General features: G+C 33.7%; 27 protein-coding genes. 23 read left to right on the forward strand and 4 right to left on the reverse strand.

Annotated features, from left to right (window positions below; genetic code table 11):
- Positions 1-148 precede the first annotated feature (148 nt).
- From alaS to trxA, 7 genes are all read left to right on the forward strand, one after another.
- Positions 149-2,797, forward strand: coding sequence for an alanine--tRNA ligase (gene alaS, locus ACQW5G_RS06760; RefSeq protein WP_429970710.1), 2,649 nt, complete (start codon positions 149-151; stop codon positions 2,795-2,797).
- 36 nt (positions 2,798-2,833) lie between these two features.
- Positions 2,834-3,259 carry a Holliday junction resolvase RuvX gene (gene ruvX, locus ACQW5G_RS06765; protein ID WP_429970711.1) on the forward strand — a complete coding sequence of 142 codons (426 nt, stop codon included), beginning with the start codon at positions 2,834-2,836 and terminating at the stop codon, positions 3,257-3,259.
- 10 nt (positions 3,260-3,269) lie between these two features.
- Entirely contained in the window at positions 3,270-3,557 is a 288-nt protein-coding gene (locus ACQW5G_RS06770; protein ID WP_429970712.1) for a DUF1292 domain-containing protein, read from the forward strand.
- A 98-nt stretch (positions 3,558-3,655) separates the two neighbouring features.
- Complete coding sequence (locus ACQW5G_RS06775; RefSeq protein WP_429970713.1) at positions 3,656-3,898, forward strand: cell division protein ZapA; 243 nt, start codon at positions 3,656-3,658, stop codon at positions 3,896-3,898.
- Position 3,899: 1 nt separating this feature from the next.
- Positions 3,900-4,382 carry a CvpA family protein gene (locus ACQW5G_RS06780; RefSeq protein WP_429970714.1) on the forward strand — a complete coding sequence of 161 codons (483 nt, stop codon included), beginning with the start codon at positions 3,900-3,902 and terminating at the stop codon, positions 4,380-4,382.
- 13 nt (positions 4,383-4,395) lie between these two features.
- The gene (locus ACQW5G_RS06785) at positions 4,396-6,753 is read left to right on the forward strand and encodes an endonuclease MutS2 (protein WP_429970715.1); all 2,358 of its coding nucleotides are present in this window, start codon (positions 4,396-4,398) and stop codon (positions 6,751-6,753) included.
- Positions 6,754-6,831: 78 nt separating this feature from the next.
- A complete protein-coding gene (trxA, locus tag ACQW5G_RS06790; protein WP_429970716.1) occupies positions 6,832-7,137 on the forward strand; it encodes a thioredoxin in 306 nt (101 codons plus the stop codon).
- A 39-nt stretch (positions 7,138-7,176) separates the two neighbouring features.
- Here the strand turns inward: trxA and ACQW5G_RS06795 are convergent, their stop codons facing one another.
- The 3 genes from ACQW5G_RS06795 to ACQW5G_RS06805 form a co-directional block, all read right to left on the reverse strand.
- The gene (locus tag ACQW5G_RS06795) at positions 7,177-8,070 is read right to left on the reverse strand and encodes an IS3 family transposase (protein WP_429970274.1); all 894 of its coding nucleotides are present in this window, start codon (positions 8,068-8,070) and stop codon (positions 7,177-7,179) included.
- The gene (locus ACQW5G_RS06800) at positions 8,043-8,534 is read right to left on the reverse strand and encodes a helix-turn-helix domain-containing protein (protein WP_429970275.1); all 492 of its coding nucleotides are present in this window, start codon (positions 8,532-8,534) and stop codon (positions 8,043-8,045) included. Before ACQW5G_RS06800 ends, ACQW5G_RS06795 begins: the two co-directional genes overlap by 28 nt.
- A 66-nt stretch (positions 8,535-8,600) precedes the next feature.
- Positions 8,601-9,086: a YslB family protein gene (locus tag ACQW5G_RS06805; RefSeq protein ID WP_429970717.1), complete on the reverse strand. Its 486-nt coding sequence runs from the start codon at positions 9,084-9,086 to the stop codon at positions 8,601-8,603.
- Between the two features lie 116 nt (positions 9,087-9,202).
- Between ACQW5G_RS06805 and murI the strand changes: the two genes are divergently transcribed.
- Together murI and ACQW5G_RS06815 are read left to right on the forward strand one after the other, a co-directional pair.
- Positions 9,203-10,018, forward strand: a complete 816-nt coding sequence (gene murI, locus ACQW5G_RS06810; protein ID WP_429970718.1) for a glutamate racemase — start codon at positions 9,203-9,205, stop codon at positions 10,016-10,018.
- Positions 10,008-10,598 carry an XTP/dITP diphosphatase gene (locus ACQW5G_RS06815; protein WP_429970719.1) on the forward strand — a complete coding sequence of 197 codons (591 nt, stop codon included), beginning with the start codon at positions 10,008-10,010 and terminating at the stop codon, positions 10,596-10,598. The genes murI and ACQW5G_RS06815 overlap by 11 nt, the downstream gene beginning before the upstream one ends.
- Positions 10,599-10,646: 48 nt before the next feature.
- On the opposite strand, the gene ACQW5G_RS06820 is transcribed toward ACQW5G_RS06815, so the two are convergent.
- Positions 10,647-11,645, reverse strand: a complete 999-nt coding sequence (locus ACQW5G_RS06820; RefSeq protein WP_429970720.1) for a mechanosensitive ion channel family protein — start codon at positions 11,643-11,645, stop codon at positions 10,647-10,649.
- A gap of 144 nt (positions 11,646-11,789) precedes the next feature.
- Between ACQW5G_RS06820 and ACQW5G_RS06825 the strand changes: the two genes are divergently transcribed.
- The 14 genes from ACQW5G_RS06825 to ACQW5G_RS06890 all read left to right on the forward strand — a co-directional run bounded on the left by ACQW5G_RS06825 (position 11,790) and on the right by ACQW5G_RS06890 (position 23,893).
- On the forward strand, positions 11,790-12,185 hold the full coding sequence (locus tag ACQW5G_RS06825) for a DUF948 domain-containing protein (RefSeq protein WP_429970721.1): 396 nt from the start codon (positions 11,790-11,792) through the stop codon (positions 12,183-12,185).
- A 25-nt stretch (positions 12,186-12,210) separates the two neighbouring features.
- A complete protein-coding gene (locus ACQW5G_RS06830) occupies positions 12,211-12,669 on the forward strand; it encodes a hypothetical protein (protein ID WP_429970722.1) in 459 nt (152 codons plus the stop codon).
- Between the two features lie 117 nt (positions 12,670-12,786).
- Positions 12,787-13,791 carry a catabolite control protein A gene (gene ccpA, locus ACQW5G_RS06835; RefSeq protein WP_429970723.1) on the forward strand — a complete coding sequence of 335 codons (1,005 nt, stop codon included), beginning with the start codon at positions 12,787-12,789 and terminating at the stop codon, positions 13,789-13,791.
- A 78-nt stretch (positions 13,792-13,869) separates the two neighbouring features.
- Positions 13,870-14,607, forward strand: coding sequence for a YebC/PmpR family DNA-binding transcriptional regulator (locus ACQW5G_RS06840; RefSeq protein WP_429970724.1), 738 nt, complete (start codon positions 13,870-13,872; stop codon positions 14,605-14,607).
- Between the two features lie 82 nt (positions 14,608-14,689).
- Entirely contained in the window at positions 14,690-15,658 is a 969-nt protein-coding gene (comGA, locus tag ACQW5G_RS06845; RefSeq protein ID WP_429970725.1) for a competence type IV pilus ATPase ComGA, read from the forward strand.
- Positions 15,627-16,637 (forward strand): type II secretion system F family protein, encoded by a 1,011-nt coding sequence (locus tag ACQW5G_RS06850; protein ID WP_429970726.1) that lies wholly within the window; start codon positions 15,627-15,629, stop codon positions 16,635-16,637. Before comGA ends, ACQW5G_RS06850 begins: the two co-directional genes overlap by 32 nt.
- Positions 16,637-16,936, forward strand: a complete 300-nt coding sequence (gene comGC, locus ACQW5G_RS06855; RefSeq protein ID WP_429970727.1) for a competence type IV pilus major pilin ComGC — start codon at positions 16,637-16,639, stop codon at positions 16,934-16,936. Before ACQW5G_RS06850 ends, comGC begins: the two co-directional genes overlap by 1 nt.
- Positions 16,920-17,363, forward strand: a complete 444-nt coding sequence (locus tag ACQW5G_RS06860) for a prepilin-type N-terminal cleavage/methylation domain-containing protein (RefSeq protein WP_429970728.1) — start codon at positions 16,920-16,922, stop codon at positions 17,361-17,363. The genes comGC and ACQW5G_RS06860 overlap by 17 nt, the downstream gene beginning before the upstream one ends.
- 140 nt (positions 17,364-17,503) lie before the next feature.
- On the forward strand, positions 17,504-17,938 hold the full coding sequence (locus ACQW5G_RS06865) for a competence type IV pilus minor pilin ComGF (RefSeq protein WP_429970729.1): 435 nt from the start codon (positions 17,504-17,506) through the stop codon (positions 17,936-17,938).
- 200 nt (positions 17,939-18,138) lie between these two features.
- Positions 18,139-19,155 carry a class I SAM-dependent methyltransferase gene (locus tag ACQW5G_RS06870; RefSeq protein WP_429970730.1) on the forward strand — a complete coding sequence of 339 codons (1,017 nt, stop codon included), beginning with the start codon at positions 18,139-18,141 and terminating at the stop codon, positions 19,153-19,155.
- 22 nt (positions 19,156-19,177) lie between these two features.
- On the forward strand, positions 19,178-20,368 hold the full coding sequence (locus tag ACQW5G_RS06875; RefSeq protein ID WP_429970731.1) for an acetate/propionate family kinase: 1,191 nt from the start codon (positions 19,178-19,180) through the stop codon (positions 20,366-20,368).
- 162 nt (positions 20,369-20,530) lie between these two features.
- Positions 20,531-21,889, forward strand: coding sequence for an amino acid permease (locus ACQW5G_RS06880; RefSeq protein ID WP_429970732.1), 1,359 nt, complete (start codon positions 20,531-20,533; stop codon positions 21,887-21,889).
- 95 nt (positions 21,890-21,984) lie between these two features.
- The gene (locus ACQW5G_RS06885) at positions 21,985-23,382 is read left to right on the forward strand and encodes a bifunctional metallophosphatase/5'-nucleotidase (protein ID WP_429970733.1); all 1,398 of its coding nucleotides are present in this window, start codon (positions 21,985-21,987) and stop codon (positions 23,380-23,382) included.
- On the forward strand, positions 23,372-23,893 hold the full coding sequence (locus ACQW5G_RS06890; protein ID WP_429970734.1) for a YutD family protein: 522 nt from the start codon (positions 23,372-23,374) through the stop codon (positions 23,891-23,893). The genes ACQW5G_RS06885 and ACQW5G_RS06890 overlap by 11 nt, the downstream gene beginning before the upstream one ends.

Below are 23,893 nucleotides of genomic sequence, written 5' to 3' on the forward strand. Positions count from 1 at the left end.
TGCTACCTGATTTGAAATACGGTTCTCGCGTTATAGAGATTATAAGAGGTAAACGATAAACATCGTTGCAAACAAAGTGGTACCGCGTGTAGACGTCTTTGTGTGCAAGGGTGTTTTTTATTTAATTTTATTTATTGGAGGAAGCAACATGAAACAACTTAGCAGTGGCGAAATCCGCCAAATGTTTCTAGACTTTTTTAAAGAAAAAGGTCACACAATTGTACCAAGTGCTTCATTAGTTCCACATGATGACCCAACTTTACTTTGGATTAACTCTGGTGTTGCAACCATGAAGAAATACTTTGATGGTTCTGTAGTTCCTGATAATCCCCGCATGACTAGTTCACAAAAAAGTATTCGGACTAACGATATTGAAAACGTTGGTCGGACTGCTCGTCATCAAACCTTATTTGAAATGTTAGGAAACTTTTCAGTTGGTGATTACTTTAAAGCTGAAGTAATTCCTTGGGCTTTAGAATTACTTACTAGTCCTGATTGGTTTGGTTGGGATAAGAATAAACTTTACATGACTTACTACCCAGAAGACACAGTTACTCGTGATTTATGGGAAAAAGTTGGGGTAGCACCTGACCATTTAATTCCAGTAGAAGATAATTTTTGGGATATTGGTCAAGGACCTTCAGGACCTGATTCAGAAATTTTCTACGATCGTGGTGAAAAGTATGATAATTTAGCTGCTGATGATCCAGAAAATTATCCTGGTGGTGAAAACGAACGTTACCTTGAAGTTTGGAATATTGTGTTCTCACAATTTAATCACACTGCTGAAGGTACTTATGAACCACTTCCCCGTAAAAACATTGATACGGGAATGGGTCTTGAACGTGTTGTTTCTGTTTTCCAAGATGCTCCAACTAACTTTGAAACAGATTTATTCATGCCAATTATTAAGAAAACTGAATCATTCAGTGATAATAAAAAATACGGTGCCAAAGCCGAAGATGATGTTGCTTTCAAAGTAATTGCTGATCATATTCGTGCGATTACATTTGCCATCGGTGATGGTGCACTTCCTTCAAACGAAGGTCGTGGATACGTTATCCGTCGTTTATTACGTCGTGCAACTGTTAACGGTCACCAATTAGGGATTAATGGTGCGTTCCTTTACAAACTAGTTCCCGTAGTTGGGGAAATCATGAAGTCCCATTACCCTAATGTACTTGAACAAAGCGAATACATTCAAAAAATCGTTAAATCTGAAGAAGACCGTTTCAACGCTACTTTAAATGATGGAATTGCTTTATTGAATGAAGTAATTGCTGATACTAAAGCAAAGGGTGAAAAAGTAATCTCAGGTAAAGCAGCCTTTAAGTTATACGATACTTATGGTTTCCCACTTGAATTAACTGAAGAATACGCTAGTGACCGTGGTTTAGACGTTGATGCTGAAGCTTTCGATGCTGAAATGGAAGCTCAACGGAACCGTGCCCGTAATGCTCGTAGTAAAAAGGGTTCAATGAAAGTTCAACGTGATCTTTTAATTGAAATCAAAACTCCAAGTGAATACGTGGGTTACACTGACTTAACTGTTGACTCAGCTGAATTAAACGACATCATCTTTGATGAAGAACTCGTTAAATCAGTTGATGCTTCAAACAAAGAAGCTGAATTAATCTTTGACAAAACTCCTTTCTATGCTGAAATGGGTGGTCAAGTAGCCGATGCTGGTAATATTTATAACGAAAATGGTGATTTGGTTGCAACTGTTGAAGATGTGCAACACGCACCAAATGGTCAAAACTTACACACTGTTAAAGTTCTTGGAGAACTTAAGCAAGGTGGTCACTACAAACTAGTTGTTGATCGTAAATTCCATGCTGGAGTTGAACGTAACCATACTGCCACTCACTTGTTAGACCAATCATTACGTAATGTTTTAGGGGGACATACTGAACAAGCTGGTTCATTAGTTAAACCTGGATATTTACGTTTTGACTTTACTCACTTTGGTTCAGTTACTGCTGAAGACTTGAAGAAGGTTGAAGATTTAGTTAACGAAAAAATCTTCGAAGCTATTCCCGTTGAAACAGTTGTGACTGATAAAGAATCAGGTAAGAAGATGGGTGCCATTGCTTTATTTGATGACAAATATGGTGATGAAGTCCGAGTTGTTAAAGCTGGAGATTTCTCAGTTGAATTCTGTGGTGGTGATCACGTTAAGAACACTAGTCAACTTGGTTTATTCAAGATTACTTCAGAAACTGGAGTTGGTGCTGGTATTCGTCGGATCGAAGCCGTCACTTCAAAACAAGCCTTTGACTATTTGAATGATGAAGAACGTCTTTTAAACGATGTTACTGCAACTATCAAAGCTACTAACAATGCCGCTGCTCCTGCACGTGTGAAGGAAATGCTTAGCCAAATCAAGAACCTTGAAAGCAAACAAGAATCACTTGAAACGAAGCTTGCTAATCAAGAAGCTAGCGATATGTTTACTAATCCTGAAGAAATCAATGGTGTTTCAATTATCACTGGTCAACTTAAGAGTGGTAACATGAATCAACTTCGTGAATTAGCTGATACTTGGAGAGATAAGAAATATTCAAATGTACTTGTACTAGGTACTGGTACTGATGGTAAAGCTAACTTGTTAGTTGCTGTTGATGAAGATACTGTTAAATCAGGTATTAAAGCTGGAGACATTATCAAATCAATTTCAAGCAACATCCAAGGTGGCGGTGGTGGACGTCCAAATCTTGCCCAAGCCGGTGGTAAAAATCCAGCTGGTCTTGATGACGCCTTAAACGCAGCTAAAGAATGGCTTAAAAACAAATAATAAATTACTGTAGTTCTAAACAGATTGGATAAAATATTGAGAATAATGGGATTAGATGTCGGTTCAAGAACCGTTGGGGTCGCAATTAGTGATGCTCTTGGTTGGACTGCACAAGGAATTGAAATTGTTCGAATTAATGAAGATGAAAAAGAGTTCGGACTGGATCGAATTGGGGAATTAATTAAGGAATACGATGTCCAAAAAGTGGTTATCGGTTTACCAAAGAATATGAATAATTCTGAGGGTCCTAGAGTTAAAGCTTCCAAACGATATGGTAAAATGGTTAAAGCTTTCTTTCATTTACCAGTTGATTTTCAAGACGAACGTTTAACGACCGTCGAAGCGGAACGAATGTTAATTGAAAAAGCGGATGTTTCTCGTGCCAAACGAAAACAAGTGATTGATAAAGTTGCCGCTGAATTAATACTACAAGGATATTTAGATAAAAATATTCACTCATAGGAGGTTAACTATGAATAACGAATCAGAACAAATTACATTAATTGATGAAAATGGTGATGAAATTTTATACAACGAATTATTCACTTTTGAATCAAAAGATTACGGACGCTCATACATTTTGATGTACCCAGCTTCTGAAGAAGGAAACGAAGACATCAATATTGAAGCATATGCATTACCAGAAGGAGCAGATCCAACTGGAAATGTTGATGGTGATTTACAACCAATCGAAGATGATGATGAATGGGCAATGGTTGAAGAAACTTTAAACACTTTCTTAGCTGATCCAGAAGACTAATCTTAAAATTTAACTAAACACGAAAGGTATCAACGGTTATGTTGATACCTTTTTTGTATATTCATGATAAAATTAAAATATTACTGGAGGGACTTAGATTGGATAATAAAAAAAGATTTAAAGCTAAAATTGGCAACAAAGATTTTACTTTTATCGGAACTTCTTCCGAAGAACATATGGAATCAGTTACTAAGATTTTGAATGATGAACTTAGCAAAATTAAAGGTCAAGTTAAAAATATTAGTGATGAAGATGCGGCAATACTATTGGCGTTTAATGCCATTTCTGATCAACTAAATAAACAATTAGAAATTGACGATTTAAAGAACAAGGACGAGTAAAATGATTTTAACAATTATTATTTTATTTTTTGGCTTAATTGCATTAATTAAAGGATATCATCGGGGTTTTGTAAACGAACTCCTTAAGTTAGCTGGGGCAATTATTGCTTTAGTATTAGCAACTGGTTTTGCTGATCAAGTTGGTCTAATTTTGAGATCATTTTTTAGAATGTTTGTTTCAAATGACTTGTATTATAACCATGCATTATGGCATGGAATTGGATTTTTTATTACATTCATGATTGTTTTAATGATAGTTCATGCAATTACGCGTTTGTTAGATGGGATTGTCTCACTTCCAATTTTACGGCAATTAAATTCAATTTTAGGAGCTGTAACTAGTCTAATAATTAGTTTACTGGTAATGACAATTATTATTGATGTATTATTACTCTTTAAAGTTGAATGGATTACCTTAGCATATCAAGATTCAACAGTGGCACAACTATTAGTAAGTAGTTTAGGCCAAATTTTTACTTTATAGAATAGGTGGTTAAATGAATCAAAAAGTATTAGATACTTTAGAATACAATCAAATTAAACAAAAAATCAGTGACTATTTGGCCACTGAAAATGGAAAAAAAGAATTACAACAATTAATGCCTAGTGGAGACGAAGAAATCGTTGAAGGTTGGCTTGATGAAACTGATGATGGAGCACATATTTATCGATTAAATCATGTGATTCCTATTCCTAAATTAGTGGATATTACACCATCAGTAAAGCGACTTGAAATTGGAGCTAACTTAAATGGAAAAGAATTGGCTCAGGTTAGTGCAGTCTTAAATGCGATTTCAAAGATTAGCCGTTTCTTTGATAATTTAGAAACTGAAAAAGTGGATCTTCACGTTTTATATGAAGAAGTGAAAACTTTTAGTAATCTTCCAGAAATTACCGCCCAATTGAAAAAATCAGTTGATGATCGCGGTAAAATTCTAGATTCAGCATCAGGAACTTTAAGTTCAATCCGGCGCCAAATCAGTCGCTTGGAAGGCAATATCAAGAGTAAAATGGATAGTTACACCCATGGTAAACAAGCTAAATACTTAAGTGAACCCATTATTACGATTCGTGATGATCGTTATGTAATTCCAGTTAAAGCAGAATATAAGCAAAAATTTGGTGGAATTGTGCATGACCAAAGTACCTCAGGACAAACAATCTACCTTGAACCAGCAGGAGTAGTTGGTCTAAATAATGATTTACGTGGGGAACAAATTAGCGAACGAGAAGAAGAAAAACGGATTCTGGCCCAATTATCTGATTTAGTTCGTCCATATCAAGTGGAATTATTAGCAAATGCCAAACAATTAGGTCATTTTGATTTAATTAATGCCAAAGCACGCTATGCAGACTCAATGAAAGCTACTCGTCCAGCTATTTCAGCTGAAAATAAAGTTAATTTAAAAAATGCTTGCCATCCTTTAATTAACCAAGAAAAAGTAGTGGGTAATGATATTGAATTAGGTTTTGATTACCGCCAAATTATTATTACTGGTCCAAATACTGGTGGTAAAACAATTACCATGAAGACGTTGGGATTACTTCAATTAATGGCCCAATCAGGATTATTTATTACCGCAGATGAAGGTAGCCAGGCGGGACTTTATGATGATGTCTTTGCTGATATTGGTGACGATCAATCAATTGAACAAAATCTTAGTACTTTTTCATCACACATGGATAATATTATTAGTATTTTACATCGGGTGACAAAACGTAGTTTGGTATTGATTGATGAACTTGGTGCTGGGACTGATCCTCGCGAAGGGGCTGCGTTAGCTATGTCAATTCTTGATGCGATTAGTCAATCTGATGCAGAAGTTTTATCAACTACTCATTATCCTGAATTGAAAGTCTACGGTTATAATCGTCCAGAAACCATCAATGCTTCAATGGAGTTTGATGAAAAAACTTTAAGTCCAACTTATCGTTTAATGATTGGAATTCCTGGTCAAAGTAATGCGTTAAATATTGCTAGTCGTTTAGGTCTGGATGACTCAATCATTATGGAAGCTGAATCTTTAGTTGATGAAGATAGTCAAGATATCAATTCCATGATTGAAAAACTTACTCGCCAAACTAAAGCAGCGGATGATCGCGCTCGTAGTTTAGAAGTTGAGTTAAAGAAAGCGACTGAATTACACGCTGAATTGACGGATAAATTTAATCGTTTCACTGAACAACGTGATTCCATGATTAACAAAGCCAAACGGGATGCTAATCAAATTGTTTCGCAAACGAAACGGCAAGCAAATGAAATTATTGATGATTTACACAAACGTCAAAAGAATGCTTCAGTAGATATTAAAGAAAATGAATTAATTGAACAAAAAGGTAAAATTAATGCATTGGAACAACACCCAGAACTTAAAAATAATAAAGTACTTAAACGGTCTAAAGCTAAAAAATCATTTAAAGTTGGCGATGATGTTTTGGTTAAGACTTATGGGCAACGTGGGGTATTACTCAAAAAAGTTGGCAATCATAGCTGGGAAGTTGAACTAGGAATCTTGAAGATGAAGGTTGATGAAGCTAACATGGAAAAAATTCAAGAAGAAAAGCCTAAAAAACAAGCTCACGCAATGGTTCACCGGACACGTTCGTCATCAATGTCACCAACTTTAGATTTACGAGGGGTACGTTATGATGATGCAATGCAACGTCTTGATCGCTATATCGATTCTGCCTTATTAGCAGGGTATCCATCAGTAACCATTATTCATGGTAAAGGAACGGGTGCTTTGCGAAAGGGAGTTATCAATTATTTACGTGGTAATCGCCAAGTTAAAGAATTTGGTTTCTCACCAGCAAATTCTGGTGGTGATGGATCAACCGTAGTTAAATTTAAGTAGATTGCAATCAAGCTAGTTGAAATTAATTTGTATATCAATTATACTTACATCAAGTAAGTAAATAAGGAGGAATTTATTATGGTACATGAAATTACTGATGCAAACTTTGAACAAGAAACATCAAAAGGATTAGTTGTAATTGACTTTTGGGCTACATGGTGTGGTCCTTGTAAAATGCAAGGTCCTGTAATTGAAGAATTAGCAGAAGAAGATAAAAACATTAAATTCTGCAAGATTGAAGTTGATGATAACCAAAAAACTGCTTCATCACTAGGTATCATGAGCATCCCAACCTTACTAATTAAAAAAGATGGTAAGATTGTAGATCAAATTGTTGGATACCATCCTAAAGAACAATTACAAAAAATGTTAGCAGCATATTAAAAAAGAGAACTGACCTGAACCCTTAAAATTGGAGAATGGTTATGCAATTTTCTGGGCGGAATAGAGCCGGTATTGAACCGGTGACATTCCGCCCAGTTTTTCTTTAATACGATAATTATTATATATATGGACGTATTTATTAACAGCTGACTTTAGTTTTGAGTAACTATCATAACTAAAGTTATGAATTGTTCCAACTTTTAATTGATTGAAAAAACTTTCAATACAAGCATTATCCAAACATGTAGCCTTACGGCTCATGCTTTGAAATACTTTATTATCTTTCAAAATATTTACGAATTTTGCATTTTGATATTGAAATCCTTGATCAGAATGAACTGTCATACGATATTTTAATTTTGGACGAGCTAAAACTAATTCTGCTAAAGGTTTTACAACAAACTCTACAGTTGGATGCAAACTTAGACTCCAGGTTATAATTTCGTTATTATACAAATCCATATATGCTGTAAAATAAGCTCGTTCATTCATGGTCTTATTACCCCAACGTATTTCAGTAACGTCAGTAACTATTTTCTGTAAAGGTCTGTCAGTTTTGAATCGTCTATTAATTCTATTGGGAGATACTTTTCCACGTTTTCCTTTGTATGAATTATATTTTCTAGTTTTTCTTTCATAAGCAGTACACAATAGTCCTTCTGAATTCATTATTCGGAGGACTTTTTTGTGATTTATTTTAAATCCTAAATTATTTAATTCTAAAGTAATCCTTCTATATCCATAATCAATAAATTCAGACCTAATTCTTTTGATTTCTGCAATGACCCTTTGGTCATTACTAGAATAGTCACGTTTTAATGAATCATGATAACTACTACTAGATATTTCTGCTATATCTAATAACATGTGTAACGGGTAATTAAAGTCACGCCTTAACTCAGTAATTATTTGTGTTTTTTCTCTGTTTGGCATTTCTTTTGACTTTGAGTTAAGGCTTTTATTTTTCCCATGTATTGAATTTTAGCTTTTAAGTAGGTGTTTTCTTGTTCAAGTCTGTTTAATTTTTCCTCTAGTGATTCTTTATTATTATTCATTTTGATTAGTCTTCCTTTAAAAGGTTTTAGACGTCCAATTGATAATAACTTTTCCCACTGAAATATTGTCACAGGATTCCTAATTTTAAAGTAACGTGAAGTATTAGGATATGATTCATTATTTTCAAGACGCCAATTTATAACCTTAATTTTAAATGAATAAGAGTATCGTGTCTTGGTTGAATTATTAATTAATCCACTTTCACCAAATATTTCTAAACGTTTTATCCATTCGTACAGCGTAGCTGTACCCTTAATACCATATTTTCGCATTATAGTATTTGTTGGAACGCCATTATTGTAATCTTTAATAGCAGCTAATTTGATTTCTGATGTAAACAAAAAGAACCTCCTAAATTGGGTTCTCCAATTTAAGGGGTTCAGTTCAAACCCACGTGGGTTCTCTTTTTATTTAGATAATTCAATTTTGGCAACGTCATCAGGGTTAATGATTTGACGAGAAATATCAGAAATAACTGTAATTTCAACAATATTTTTACGCTTTATTTTATATTCGGCTTCAGTTTCAAATCCAGAATTTTGTTGGATGGTTTGAGCAATAAAACCAGCTTCTAACATAAAATCAGCATCTTTATCGAGGGACAATCTGGCTTGAACCTCAGCACCAGTCAGCGTAAATACATTTTTACTTTCTGATCCAGTGGTTAATTCTAAAGTTCCAAATTGTGATTGTTGGAAGAATTCTGGAAGATCATCAGTATGAATTGGATATTTAATGGCTAAATTTTTTCCAGCCCAATAAAGGATATCATGAATGTCTGCAGATAGAACATCTTTTAAAAGTGAGTCTCTAATGAGTTCGATTCCCCAAAATGACGGATTGGAATTGTCTTGAAAAAATTTATTATAATTGTTTAAGTCTTTTTTACTCATTATCATTCTCCATTCGCTATTTATACGTGTTCAATTCTACCATAAAAGCATGGTATCTGAGTGCAGACATACTAATTTATAGTATAATAAAAAAAGAAAAAGAGGGGGTAATCGACATGAATTCAGAACCAATTGCGTTTATGGACTCTGGTATCGGAGGTCTAACCGTTCTAAAAGTGGCTCTTAAAGAACTTCCTCACGAAAATATGATTTATTTGGGTGATGAAGCACATATGCCATATGGTGAAAAAAGTGTGGATCAAGTTATTGATTATAGTTTAGAAATCGGTGACTTCTTTGAAAATCAAGACGCTAAGTGTATGGTGGTTGCTTGTAATACCGCAACTGCTTCGGCGTTGAGTGAATTACAAACCAAACTAAACATTCCAGTTGTTGGTGTTATCAAACCCGGTAGCACAGCAGCTGTGAAAGCCACTAAAAAAGAAAAAATTGGTGTGATTGGAACTAAAGTTACAGTCAACAGTCATGCTTATAAAAAAGAAATTCAAAAATTAAATCCTAATGCTGAAGTAATTGAATTAGCTTGTCCAACTTTTATTCCGCTAGTGGAAAAAGGAGATTATACATCGCAGCTAGCTAAAGATACAGTTGCTGCTGGTTTACAATCTATTAAAGACTCTGGAATTGATACCTTAGTATTGGGTTGTACGCATTTTCCAATTATTGCAAATTTGATTCAAGCTGTCATGGGTGATGATGTTCAACTAATCGACCCTGGATTTGAAACAGTAAATGTTGCTAAATCCATTTTAGCCGACAAAAATGAACTAAATAATGCTAAAATAACAGAAACGAAATATTATACAACTGAAGGAGTTACTCATTTTGATGAAGTAGCTTCACAATGGTTAAATCGAAAGGTGGGTTCAAAGTTGATTACTCCAGATCAACTTAAAGAATATGGCAGATAAAGAAATCGTTATCGCAACCGGTAATAAAAACAAACTTCGTGAATTTAAAGAAATGCTTGAACCGATGGGTTATACTGTTAAATCAATTAAAGATTTTGACAACATCCCTGATATTGTAGAAGATGGTAAAACATTCGAAGAAAATGCTACTATTAAAGCTACAGCTGTAGCAAAAGCACTTAACTTACCAGTTTTTGCTGATGATTCTGGACTAATTGTCCCATCAATCAACAACGAACCAGGTATTTATTCAGCTCGCTACGCTGGTGACCATGATGATGATGCTAACAACGCTAAGTTATTAAAACGTCTTGGTCATTCAGACGATAGAAACGCTTATTTCCATACTTCACTTGTTGGGGTTAAGCCTGATGGTGAAAAAATTCATGTGAGTGGAGTAGTTTCTGGTGAAATTACTACTGAAGAACATGGTGATAATGGTTTTGGTTATGACCCATTATTCTATGTTCCAAGTATGCACAAAACTATGGCTGAAATGACTGATGATGAAAAGAATAGTGTTAGTCACCGTGGTCGTGCGTTAGAAAAATTAAAAACAGTTATTAACGACTGGTGGTAAAAACAAAAGTAGCATTGAAAGTCCGATTGGATTTTCAATGCTACTTTTTTATTTTGTATTAGTGGAAATTGGGAGGGCCTCAGTAGCCGACTTAGATTTCTTTTGTGGTTTAGCAGGAACTTTAACCGTTTGTGGAGACATTGGAAGGGCGATATTAGCGTCATTAATTGCCTTTAAATAAGCAGCAAGATAAATAGCTTGAACTTTACTTTCAGTGCCACTACGGGCAGTTATTACTGTTTGAATGGCCAATGAACCATCCGTTAGGTATACAGTTCCAAAAACTACTGGTAATCCAATGACATTTGCATCACTACCATCAAGTTTTTCATTAACATCTGCCATGATATCTTCAATTTGTTTAATGGGAGAATCTGGCATGATTCGAATATTAACTAAAGTGGAAATGTTTCCCCGAGATAAATTGGAAATAGTAGTAATATCGCGATTGGGAATGAAGTTTAAAGTTCCATTTTGACTTCTTATTTGAGTGGTTCGTAACCCAATTGCAGCTACGATTCCATTGGTACTATTGATAATGACATGTTCTCCAACATCAATTTGATGTTCAAAAATAATGAAGAAACCACTGACAATGTCACTTACAAATCCCTGGGCTCCAAGACCAATGGCTAGTGAGAATATTCCAGCACCCGCAATTAAAGTTCCTACTGGAATGCCAATGATTGAAAGAATGGAATATAACCAAAAGAAAATCACCAAATAGTAGAATGCATTTTGGGTCAACGTATAGATGGTTTTATTACGGCGCCGAACCATTAATTCGGAATTGTCGATGGGATTATCACTTTTAGAAGATTTCATTTTAATTTGATATTTTTTAAAGAAATGAGCGATGATTTTTTTACCGGTTTCAGCGATGATTAAAAATAAAACGGAAATTAAAATAATGCTAATTACTTTAGTTGTGAGATTCCACAGAATCTGGTCAAAATCAAATTTATTGAGAAAATTATTTAAAAACGTATTTTTTGTATATTGTTTGATTGCATCGTCGGTAGCAGTCAAAACTAAGCTGTAGTGCATGTTATTACCTCATTCAATAAAATGTTTGTATCTAATTTTATCAAAAATTGAAGTGTTTTAATAGAGTTCCTAGTTGCATTGATTGTCATTATTATGAAATAATGCTATTCTTAACGTGTTTATAAATCATTAGGAGGTAGTTCAATGACTATTGGACAAATAGCAGGTTTAATTGCTGCAATTGCTTTTGCTGTATTAGTAGTATTTATCGGTATCTTTTTACTTAGTTTAGTTAAGGTTATGAACGATGCTAGTCGTAATTTAGATTCAATTACCATTGATATTAACGATTTAAGCGACAACGCTAGTGATTTGATTGATAATGTTAATGATCGAATTGATCAAATTGACCCAGTTTTTCAAGCTGCGGCTGATTTAGGTAGTACTGTTAGTGACGTAACTGATAAAGCTAAAAAAACATCAGAAGACTTAAAGCATCGTATGAGTTTCTTTACAAAGACTTCAATGCTTAACGTTGCAGCTAAAACTGCAATGCATATGTTTTCAAAACACAATAATAAAAAGAAAAACGAAAAATAATTTTCATTAATTAAAGGAGAATATTATGAGCTTTAAAAAAGGTTTATTTTTAGGAACTATTCTTGGTAGTGCAGCTGCTTTTGCTGCATATCGTTCACTTGATGAAGAAAAACAATACGAAATTAGAAATACAGTTTTAGATGCTGTTGAAGATGCCAAAGATCGTGCTGTTGATTATGCATATTATGCAGCTGATACTTTAGCAGATGCTAAAGACAGTGCCAATGATCGTATGGAAGATTACAAAGATTCTTTTGATGATGTTAGTGATAAAATTTCTAATAAACTATTAGATTTAAAAGAAGATTTGGGTGAATTACAAACTTACCTTAACTTAATTCCAATTCCTAAAACTCAAGAACAAGATCTTGAAAAGGATAAAGAATCAGATGATATTACTTTAGATATGGATGATGCTTTTTCAACTGAAAATGATAACGATGATCGTATTGCTAATGAAACAGTTGAAGAACACAAAAACTAAATTAGTTATTAAAAAGAGCTGTTTCTGCGGAAATGGTTCTTTTTAATAACTTGAATGTAAACGGTTACTCTGCTATTCTTGTAGTGAAGATATTCACGATGAAAGAAGGGCGACTAAATGAAAAAGAAAGAAACTGTAACAATTTATGATGTAGCTAGAGAAGCTTCTGTTTCAATGGCTACAGTTTCTCGAGTAGTTAATCATAACCATAACGTTAAACCTGCTACGGAACAAAAAGTTTTAGAAGTTGTAAAACGTTTGAATTACCGTCCCAATGATGTAGCTCGTGGGTTAGCAAGCAAAAAAACTACCACTGTTGGAGTTATTATTCCTAATGTTACTAATTCATATTTTGCTGCGTTAGCCCGTGGAATTGATGATATTGCTGAGATGTACCAATATAATATTATTTTGACCAACTCAGACGGTGACGAGAAAAAAGAAATTAAAGCCTTAAATACTTTATATTCAAAACAAGTTGATGGAATTATTTTCATGGGTAACGAAATTAGTGACACAGTTCGTTCCGATATGAGTGATGAACGTATCCCAGTTGTTTTAGCTGGTTCAGTTGATCCACAAAATCAATTTAACAGTGTTAACATTGATTATCGCAAAGCCGTTTATGCCCAAACGAATGAATTGCTAAAAAATAATGATCGAGTAGCCTTTGTTGCAGCTCATTTAGACCGCTCTATCAATAAGAATTATCGTTTGGAAGGGTATAAAGATGCTTTAAAAGATGCTGGAATTCCATTCCGCAAGACCCTATTATTTGAAGCTAATCAAACAACTTATGATAGTGGCTACAAGCTCCGTAATAAATTAATTCAGGAAGAAGCCACAGCAGCAATTGTTAGTAACGATGATGTAGCAGCTGGAATTATGAATTCTATGACAGACAGTGGGATTAACGTTCCAGAACAATTTGAGGTTGCTACCAGTGATAACACCAAATTGACTGAGATGACTAGACCAATGATGTCTACCATTACGCAACCGCTTTATGATATTGGTGCTGTATCAATGAGACTACTTACCAAATTAATGAAGAATGAGGATGTTTCTGAACGAGATGTCTTACTTCCATTTGGATTAAAACAAAGAAATTCTACAAAATAGCAGTATATTTGATTAAGCTAGTTTTTGTTGGTATAATCAAAACTGTTAATTTCAGTTATAGAGAGGGAGTGCTGAATCATGTCAGGACATTCAAAATGGCATAATATTCAGGGTCGTAAAAACGCTCAAGATGCAAAAAGAGGAAAAATTTTCCAAAAAATTTCACGTAACTTATATCAAGCCGCTAAATCAGGTGGAGTGGATCCAGATGGTAACCCACAATTAAGACTTGAATTAGAAAAAGCTAGAGCAGCAAATATGCCTAAGGATAACGTTCAACGTGCCTTAGACAAAGCTTCTGGTGTTGGTGGAGCTAACTTCGAAGAAGTAACTTATGAAGGTTACGGACCTGGTGGTACTGCTGTAATGGTTTCTACTCTTACAGATAACAAGAACCGTACTGCCGCTGCAGTTCGTTCTGCTTTTACTCATCATGGTGGTTCTTTAGGAACTAATGGTTCAGTTTCATATAACTTTGACCGTAAAGGTTACGTTGTAGTCTTACGTGATGACACTGAAGACGACGAAGATACAATGTTAATGGCAGCGTTAGATGCTGGTGCTGATGATATGAAGGCTACTGAAGATGAATACCAAATCTTCACTGATCCTTCAAACATGACAGCAGTTCGTGATGCATTGCAAGATGCAGGTTACAAACTAGATAACTCTGAAGTTCGTCTATTCCCACAAAATGTTACAGAAGTACCTGAAGATAAAATTGCTCAATACACTGGATTAATTGATGAATTATCTGAAAATGATGATGTTCAAGATGTCTATGAAGCAGCTGTTTTACCAGAAGATGCTGAATAATTAAATAGATTTTCAAAAAGACTCAATCTTTAAAATAAGATTGGGTCTTTTTTCGTATCTTATTTTAAAGGATGTGAAAAAAATGGAAATTAGTAAATTATTTGACCAAATTATAGAGTTAGCGGTTCAAAAACATGCCTCTGATATTTATTTTTTACCAAAAAGTAAAAATTATGAGGTGAAAATTCATACGGTGCATGGCGTGATTCAATTATCTGAAATTTCGTTTGAAAAAGCCCAACGGTTAATTACGTATTGTAAATATCAAAGTGGTATGTCAGTTTCAGAAAAAAGAAGACCACAATTAGGTTCGATTTCTTATTTATATCAAGAGAACCAGTTGCGAATTCGACTTTCTTCGGTGGGAACTTTTAATCATCATGAATCTTTAGTGTTACGAATTATTTATGATAATAACCAAAATGATTGTCAGTTTTTTGAGGAAAGTATGGTCCAACGTTTGATAGATTTAACCAATCAACGTGGATTAATGGTTTTTGCTGGTCCAACTGGTTCTGGAAAAACCAGTACCATTTATAAAGTCGCGCGCTCCTTACATGCAAATGAGGTAATTATGTCAATCGAAGATCCAGTAGAAATCTATGATGATCGCTTTTTACAATTAGAAGTTAATGAAAAAGCTGATATGAGTTATGCTAATTTGCTAAAAGTTGGATTACGACAACGTCCAGATGTCTTTATAATTGGTGAAATTCGTGATGAGCAAACTGCTAAAATAGCTATTCGGGCAGCATTAAGCGGTCATTTAGTTTTTACCACCGTGCATGCTAAGACGCCTGCCGGAGTGATGCAAAGATTATTAGAATTGGGAGTGAAATTACCACAACTTCAAAGTGCTATTAACGCTATTGTCTATCAACGATTAATTCCAACTACAAATGGAGATAGTAAGGCTTTACTTTCAATTGCCTCTTTAACTGAAATTGAGAATCAAACTGACGATATGCAGGATTGGAAAATAAGATTAGAAAAATTGCATAAGAAAAAGGTGATTTCTGATGAAATTCAAACTAAATACCAATTCGGATAAATTATCATTACAACAACAAACTTTTATTTTTTCGACAATCGCAGAATTATTGCAGATTGGTTTTTCAATTTCACAGTCATTATCTTTCATTAAAACCGTTTCGAAAAAGAATCGGAAAATTATTAGTAAGGTTGAACAGGGCCTTGAAAATGGTGATTCATTACCGCACGCAATGAAGTTCTTTTTGAATAATTCGATGTATCAACAACTAGTAATTGCAGATGAACATGGAAAAATTGAAACAGGGATGCAAGAAATTAGTGAGTTTATTCAGTTACGGCTAAAGCAACAAACTAAAATTCGTGATATTGCCATTTATCCGTTAATTTTATTTTTTGGTTTGATGATTATGCTAGTAGCTATCAAATTATTTATCTTACCTGAAACGGATGCACTAGGAAATGTAGCTAAATCACAAAATTGGATTACTTATTTATTATTTGTGATGGCTGGATTCTTGGTGGTATTTGGTTTCTACAAAATTAAAGCCTTCATTAACCGAAAAGCAATCTATAAGGCTAATTTTCTAAGTCGTATTCCAATTTTGGGTACAGTCTTTTCCTCATATTATGAATATTATTTAACCAGCAATTTAGCTATTATGCTTTCAAATGGTCTAGATATGCGCAAAATTGTCCAAATTTTTGCCAAATTTAAAGAAAATTCTTTGCTTTACGAGATTGGAATCAATATGGATCAATCTCTCAATCGCGGAATTAGTATCGATAAAATTTTCAAACGCTATCACTTTGTTTCAAATGAATTAGTCGTTTTTCTTTCCAATGGAAGCACTAATGAAGTTTTAGCTCAAAATTTACAGGCTTTAAGCAAATTATGTTTTCAACGACTAATCAAAAAATCAGAAAAATTAATTAGTTTAATTCAGCCAACTGCTTTTGTGATTATTGGAATTACAATTGTGGTTACGTATTTAAAAATGTTAATGCCACTATATCAATCAATGGAGAGTATTTATTAATGAAAAAGCGAAAAGGATTCACCCTTATTGAAATGACAGTTGTATTATTTATTATTTCTTTATTAATTTTGATTATTATTCCAAATTTAAGTTCCCAAAAAAATCATGCGAATTCCGTACATGGAAATGCCATGGTCAGTGTAGTACAAACTCAGGTTGATGCTTATGAAGATGAACATGCAGATAAAAGTGTGACTTTTGATAAATTAGTAGAAAATAATTATTTAACTAAAAAACAAGCAAAACAAGCTACTGATGAAAAGATTACGATTCAAAATAATCATGCTAAAAAAGACTAGAACTGGTTTTACCTTAGTTGAAAGTTTAGTTGTTTTAGCAATTAGTTCGCTTATTGTTGGTATGTTATTGCTATGTTTAAATGTTTTTCCACAAAATAGCATGAAAGAAAAAGCTTTTTGGCGGTTATTTAATGAAAAGTGGAATGAATCTATTCAACGAGGTAAAAATGAAGGTCGGGTAACGGATGTTAGAATTTGGAAGGGCCAGGACGTTGAATTTCGATTTTACAAAAATAAACACTTGATATCAGAATATGTTGATATTCCAGAGGGACTAAGTGCCAACGGACAACATGATATTTTTATTACGCCCACTGGATTTACAAAACCACAAACGATTAATTGGTATTCTAAAAATCGGCATTGTGGCATTCAACAAAAATTTCAATTAGGTTGGGGGATTTATTATTGTGAAGATGATAAATAGAACAGGATTTACTCTAGTCGATACTTTAGCAGGCTTAGTTATTATTTGCTTAGCGGCAACAATGTATTTTGAAGTGAATCAAACCATGAATTATCGGTTACAACACAGTACAAATCAACTAATGGAAACACGGAGAATATATGAAAATAAGCTTAAATAAGCAAAGAAATGGTTTTTCCCTAGTGGAAACCATTTTTTCTTTACTAATAATTTCAATTGCAGTTAGTATGATTAGTCTTACTTTTCAACAAATGCGTCAAAATAATATTAAAACGCAACAGAGTAGTGAATTGTTTAGATATGTAGATTTAATTGAATCGAATCAATTTGATTTTAAAATTGATAAAGTTGAGATTGAAAGAATAAAGTTATATTCGCAAACTGAGAATCAATATTACATTATTGAAAAATATAATAACTTGATTAAGATGAAAGCTGCGGATGGAGGGTATATGCCCTTAATTTTAAATATTGATGCAGTTAAATGGGATCAAGTTGATGATTGTTTGATATCTAAAATAAAGTTAGGGGGACATGTTTATGAATTTAAAAGTAAACTCCCAGAGAAAAGGTAGTCTAACTTTAATCGCAGTATTATTTATATTATTGGTCGCGTTTATTTTAAATTATCAAATGCAAACCGTTAATCAACAAGTCGAATGTAATAATCGACGAATTCAACAAATGAAGCGAACAATTAGACAGTGAATCTTGAAAAATGACAACATTTTCGGTACTATTAACCATAGATATATGCTAAAAGGAGCTGAATATATTGTCTGAAAAAGATACTACAGATTTATATCAGGTCTTTGATCAATCTGCCAAAGTATTAATGCAAGCCCTTAATACTTCATATTTGGATGCATTTATTGAAACAGCTGATAACATTATTGATAATGGAACAGTTCGTGTCGAAAATGGTGTACCAAATGAAAAGGTGGTCAAAGAACTGACTGATCTTTATAAAACAATTGATTACAAGAAAATGGATGCTCCTTCGATTCGTCGAGCTATCCAAATGGCTATGATTAGAGCAATTAAAGTAGATAAAATTCAAGCCATCCATCAAATTACCCCAGATACCATCGCTTACATAATGGGATATTTGATTTTAAGACTTTATAAAAATGACCAATCAGTTAAGGTATTAGATCCAGCTGTTGGATCTGGGAATTTATTGACTGCGGTAATGAATCAACTAAAAACTGAATTACATGATAATGTTGAAGGAATTGGAATTGATAATGATGATTCCATGATTTCAGTTGCTAGCATTAGCGCTAAATTACAAAATTTGGATATTGAGTTAATTCACCAAGATAGTATTGCTGAAATTGACATTCCAGATGTTGATTTGGTTGTATCTGATTTACCAATTGGTTATTACCCAATTGATGATAATGTGACTGATTACGAAACTAGTTCAACTAGTGGTCATTCATATGTTCATCATTTGTTAATGGAACAATCAATTAATCATCTAAAAGATGGTGATTTTGCGGTTTTCTTAGTTCCAAGTAATCTATTTCAAACCAATGAAGCTAAAGGTCTGTTAAAATGGATGCAAGACACTGTTTATTTGCAAGGTATTTTGAATTTGCCAAAAGAGTTATTTTTAAATGAAAGTGCTCAAAAAGCAGTTATGATCTTACAAAAACGTGGTAATGGTGCCAAACAGGTCGATAAAGTGATGCTAGGAGAATTTCCATCATTTAAAGACACTGGTGCTTTCCAAAAATTCATGCAAGAAATTGTTGAATGGGAAGAAAAAGATCTATTAAAAAAATAAACGGTAATTAAGGGAGAATATAATGAGTAAAATTATTGCAGTTAACGCTGGTAGCTCAACTTTAAAATTTAAATTATACGAAATGCCTGCAGAAAAAACTTTAGCTGAAGGTTTAATTGAAAGAATTGGTATGAAAGATTCACACGTTGTTATTAAGTATGGTGATGGCCAAAAATTTGAAGAAACTTTAGATGTTAAAGATCATAATCAAGCTATTCAAATCTTATTAGATCAATTATTAAATCTTAAAATCATCTCAGATTACTCAGAAATTAATGGAGTTGGTCACCGTGTCGTTGCTGGTGGAGAATACTTCAATAAATCTGTAATCATTACTCCAGATGTTTTAGAAAAAATTGAAAGCTTAGTTGAATTAGCTCCACTACATGAACCAGCTAACATCCTTGGAATCAAAGCATTTAAGAAAGTATTACCTGATATTACTAGTGTGGCTGTTTTTGATACTGCATTCCATGCTACATTACCTGAAAAGAATTTCTTATACAGTACTCCTTATGAATACTATGAAAAATATGGTGCCCGTAAATATGGATTCCACGGAATTAGTTACCGTTATGTAAGCCAACGTGCCGCAGAATTACTTGGCAAACCAGCTGAAGATTTAAAAATGGTTATTATGCATTTAGGTGCTGGTGCTTCTATTTGTGCCGTTAAGAACGGTAAATCATACGATACTTCAATGGGATTCACTCCTGTTTCAGGTATTACTATGGCAACTCGTTCTGGTGATGTTGATCCTTCATTACTTGCCTACGTAATGGAAAAAGAAGGCATGACTGACATTAATGACATGATCGAAGTATTAAACAAAAAATCTGGATTACTTGGTATTTCAGGTGTTTCTGCAGATATGAGAGATGTTGAAGCTGCTCAAGCAACTAATCCACGTGCTAAAGTAGCACGTGAAATCTATGTTAACCGAATTGTTCGTTATGTTGGTGCTTACATTGCTGAAATGGGTGGAGCAGATGCCATTGTCTTTACTGCCGGTGTTGGTGAAAACAGTATCACAGTGAGAAAAGAAGTTGCGGATGCTTTAAACTGCTTCGGTATTGCTGTTGATGACGAAAAAAATGATGTTCGTGGTGTTGTTCGCGACATTAGTGCTAAAGATTCAAAAATTAAAACTTTATTAGTTCCAACTGATGAAGAATTAATGATTGTACGTGATGTTCAAGCACTTTCAAAATAATTAAATAAAATAAGAAAACTTCGATAATTACTATCGAAGTTTTTTATTTTCCCTAATTTATAGATATTTTTTAAACAAGTGTCTTTTTTATTTCGACAAATTAGTCAAAAACAGGTATACTATCATTAATACATATTTGTAAATCGAAAGAGGTATAATATTTTGGCTGAAAATAACAATGAACAAAACATGTCACGTGGTTTGAAAAACCGACATGTACAATTAATTGCATTAGGTGGAACTATTGGGACTGGATTATTCTTAGGTGCTGGTAAATCAATCCATCTGGCTGGTCCTTCAATTTTATTAGCATATTTAATTGCTGGACTTGCATGTTTCTTCTTGATGAGAGCATTAGGGGAATTATTACTATCAAATACTAGTAGTGTTTCATTTATTGATTTCATCAATAAATATTTAGGTAAAAAGACTGGTTTTGTGGCTGGTTGGACCTACTTGATTTGTTGGATCACAATTGCCATGGCTGAAATTACAGCTGCTGGATTGTACATGCAATTCTGGTATCCTGATCTTCCAATTTGGGTAACGGCTTTATTCTTATTAGTAATTTTATTCTTTATGAATTCAATTACTGTATCTGCTTTTGGTGAAACAGAATTCTGGTTTGCCATTATCAAAGTGGTTGCTATTTTGGTATTAATCGGGGTGGGGGTAGTGCTTGTTGCGATTCATTACAAGACTCCCGTAGGTTATGCCTCAGTATCAAACATTACTGGTGGTAGTTTCTTCCCACATGGTTTTAAAGGTTTCTTCATGTCATTCCAAATGGTTGTCTTCAGTTTCGTTGGGGTCGAAATGATTGGTATGACTGCTTCTGAAACTAAAGATCCTGAAAAAATTATCCCTAAATGTATCAACGATGTTCCAGTTAGAATTATTTTGTTCTACATTGGTGCTTTAGTTGCATTGATGTGTATCTATCCATGGTCATACGTTTCACCAGATTCAAGTCCTTTCGTGCAAGTTTTCCAAGGAATTGGAATTAAGTCAGCAGCTGCCATTGTTAACTTCGTTGTTTTAACTGCCGCTGCATCCGCATGTAACAGTGCTGTCTTTACGACTGGTAGAATGCTTTATTCACTTACTTCAGAAAGCAAGAACAAATTTGCTAAACAATTCGGAACTCTTTCAAAACGGGGACTTCCTAGTCGTGCCATTCTTGCATGTACATTATTAATTGCTTTATCAGTAATTCTAGATGTTATTATGCCTGAAGGGGTTTTTGAATTTATTTCTAGTGTGGCCACTACATGTTTCTTATTTATCTGGTCATTAATCTCAGTTACCCATTATAAATATCGTGAATCATTGAGTGTTGACGAAACAAAAGCATTACCATTTAAAATGCCATTGTTCCCATACTCAAACTTCTTCATCATTGCTTTCATGGCAATGGTTGCAATTGTACTTCTATTCTCAACATCAACCTTAGTTGCTTTAGTAGGTTCAGTAGTTTGGTTAATTGGAATGTACATTTTTGCTAGTGTAAAAGTTAAATAAAACAAAGTCCAGTGAGTAATCACTGGACTTTTTGTCTGTCTATATTTTGGGAAGATGGTAAAATTGAAATATATGTTATGAAAAGGGGAATCATGATGAAAACTAAAGTAGCAATTTTACATACGAATGATTTACATTCACACTTCGAAAACTTCCCTAAAATTAAACGCTTTATGCAAAGTAAAACGGATGAATTAGAAGCACAAGGATATACGGTGTTTCGTGTTGATGATGGTGATGCTATGGATCGGTCTAATCCATTGACGGATGTTACTAATGGTCAATTTAACGTAGAATTATTGAATCAAATTCATTATCAAGTGGCGACAATTGGTAATAATGAAGTTTTGACTAATTCACATGCTGATCTTGAACATCTGTATGATAAAGCTAATTTTAAAGTTATTTTAGATAACGTTGATGAAAAAAATAGTGGCAAAAAACCGAAATGGGCTAATCGTTATGTAGATTATAAGTTGCCTAATGGGGATAAATTGAGATTTATGGCACTAACTTTTCCATATCCAACTTTTCAAATGTTAGGCTGGCTACAACATCCAGTCTATGAAACTATTGCTGACGAAATTAAGCAGTGGTCAGGTGACTATGATGTATTAGTACTTCTTTCTCACTTAGGAATTAATTATGACCGCGGCATCGCAAAACGGTTTCCTGAAATTTCAATTATTATTGGTGGGCATACCCATCACTTATTACCAACCGGGGAAATTGTTAACGATACCTTGTTAACTGCTGCGGAAAAGTGGGGTCATTATGTTGGCGTAATCACTTTTGAAGTAGATGGTAAAACAGTTACTAATCGTCAAGCTGAAGTTATTAAAACGAGCGAACTAGCTGAAGAACCAGAAGACGCTAAGTGGATTAAATCTGTTGAAGATAAGGGAGAAGCAATGTTAGCTGCCGAAAAAGTGGCTGATTTACCTAAACCACTTACCACATCTCTCAATGACGATAATTCAATGATTGATGCGGGACTAAAAGCTTTAGAAGCATATACAGAAACGGATGCTGCAGTCTTAAATACCGGTTTGTTTTTAAAAAATTTACCTGCTGGAATTATTGATATGAACCAAATCCAACAAGTCTTGCCGCATAATATTCATGCAATGAAAACAGAACTTTGGGGTTTTGATCTAGTTCGCTTAATTAAAGAAATGGAAAAGAATAAAAAATTCCTCATTCATTTTGAACAAAAAGGAATGGGATTTCGGGGAATTGATTTTGGTTTATTAGTTTATGCTGGAATTAGTTATGATGACAAGCATGATCGTGTTTTGTGGCATGGAAAACGAATTAACCCATTGCGAAAATATAAGATTGGATTAATTGATCATTATGATTTTATTCCATTTTTCCCTACAGTTGATATTGCTGGAAAAAACAAGATCTATTTCGAAGGTACATTAAAACAAATTTTTGCTGATTATTTAGCAAAAAAATATCCGATAAGGAATGAACAACATGAATCATAGTGAAATTGAAGAATTAATTGAGGCTCGTAAAGATACCCGAACTAAGTTTGCGGATATTAAACGAGTTGATGAAACAACTTTAAAAATTAATGGTCATTTATATAATTTAATCGAAGATAAGAATAATGGATTTGATTTAGGTCAATTTGAAAATACTTTTAATCCAGTATTTACCCATTTCGATTATATTGTTGGTGATATTGGGTATGGTCAATTGCGTTTAAAGGGCTTTTATGATGATAAACGGAATGTTGAAGGTGATTTGAAAAAGAGCGCCATTCAAGATTATATTATTGATTATTGTAATTTTGGTTCACCTTACTTTGTTTTGCATAATTTAGAAGCAACTAAAGTTGTTGAACCTAAGAAGAAATCAACACGTAATCGCAATCGTAATAACCATAGTAATACTCGTAAAAATCATGAAAATAAACCTAAACGACAATCACAAAATCAAAGTAAACCAAATCGTCATCGTAAGTTTACAATTCGCCAAAAAAATGAGGATTAG

The organism is Fructilactobacillus sp. Tb1, assembly GCF_050500285.1.
GTDB lineage: Bacteria > Bacillota > Bacilli > Lactobacillales > Lactobacillaceae > Fructilactobacillus.

Excerpts from the sequence above, each read along its gene's own strand:
- alaS (WP_429970710.1), top strand. The coding sequence starts at position 149 with ATGAAACAACTTAGCAGTGGCGAAATCCGCCAAATGTTTCTAGACTTT.
- ACQW5G_RS06770 (WP_429970712.1), top strand. The coding sequence starts at position 3,270 with ATGAATAACGAATCAGAACAAATTACATTAATTGATGAAAATGGTGAT.
- ACQW5G_RS06780 (WP_429970714.1), top strand. The coding sequence starts at position 3,900 with ATGATTTTAACAATTATTATTTTATTTTTTGGCTTAATTGCATTAATT.
- ACQW5G_RS06785 (WP_429970715.1), top strand. The coding sequence starts at position 4,396 with ATGAATCAAAAAGTATTAGATACTTTAGAATACAATCAAATTAAACAA.
- trxA (WP_429970716.1), top strand. The coding sequence starts at position 6,832 with ATGGTACATGAAATTACTGATGCAAACTTTGAACAAGAAACATCAAAA.
- ACQW5G_RS06795 (WP_429970274.1), bottom strand. The coding sequence starts at position 8,070 with ATGCCAAACAGAGAAAAAACACAAATAATTACTGAGTTAAGGCGTGAC.
- ACQW5G_RS06805 (WP_429970717.1), bottom strand. The coding sequence starts at position 9,086 with ATGAGTAAAAAAGACTTAAACAATTATAATAAATTTTTTCAAGACAAT.
- murI (WP_429970718.1), top strand. The coding sequence starts at position 9,203 with ATGAATTCAGAACCAATTGCGTTTATGGACTCTGGTATCGGAGGTCTA.
- ACQW5G_RS06815 (WP_429970719.1), top strand. The coding sequence starts at position 10,008 with ATGGCAGATAAAGAAATCGTTATCGCAACCGGTAATAAAAACAAACTT.
- ACQW5G_RS06820 (WP_429970720.1), bottom strand. The coding sequence starts at position 11,645 with ATGCACTACAGCTTAGTTTTGACTGCTACCGACGATGCAATCAAACAA.
- ACQW5G_RS06825 (WP_429970721.1), top strand. The coding sequence starts at position 11,790 with ATGACTATTGGACAAATAGCAGGTTTAATTGCTGCAATTGCTTTTGCT.
- ACQW5G_RS06830 (WP_429970722.1), top strand. The coding sequence starts at position 12,211 with ATGAGCTTTAAAAAAGGTTTATTTTTAGGAACTATTCTTGGTAGTGCA.
- ccpA (WP_429970723.1), top strand. The coding sequence starts at position 12,787 with ATGAAAAAGAAAGAAACTGTAACAATTTATGATGTAGCTAGAGAAGCT.
- ACQW5G_RS06840 (WP_429970724.1), top strand. The coding sequence starts at position 13,870 with ATGTCAGGACATTCAAAATGGCATAATATTCAGGGTCGTAAAAACGCT.
- comGA (WP_429970725.1), top strand. The coding sequence starts at position 14,690 with ATGGAAATTAGTAAATTATTTGACCAAATTATAGAGTTAGCGGTTCAA.
- ACQW5G_RS06850 (WP_429970726.1), top strand. The coding sequence starts at position 15,627 with ATGAAATTCAAACTAAATACCAATTCGGATAAATTATCATTACAACAA.
- comGC (WP_429970727.1), top strand. The coding sequence starts at position 16,637 with ATGAAAAAGCGAAAAGGATTCACCCTTATTGAAATGACAGTTGTATTA.
- ACQW5G_RS06860 (WP_429970728.1), top strand. The coding sequence starts at position 16,920 with ATGCTAAAAAAGACTAGAACTGGTTTTACCTTAGTTGAAAGTTTAGTT.
- ACQW5G_RS06865 (WP_429970729.1), top strand. The coding sequence starts at position 17,504 with ATGAAAATAAGCTTAAATAAGCAAAGAAATGGTTTTTCCCTAGTGGAA.
- ACQW5G_RS06875 (WP_429970731.1), top strand. The coding sequence starts at position 19,178 with ATGAGTAAAATTATTGCAGTTAACGCTGGTAGCTCAACTTTAAAATTT.
- ACQW5G_RS06885 (WP_429970733.1), top strand. The coding sequence starts at position 21,985 with ATGAAAACTAAAGTAGCAATTTTACATACGAATGATTTACATTCACAC.
- ACQW5G_RS06890 (WP_429970734.1), top strand. The coding sequence starts at position 23,372 with ATGAATCATAGTGAAATTGAAGAATTAATTGAGGCTCGTAAAGATACC.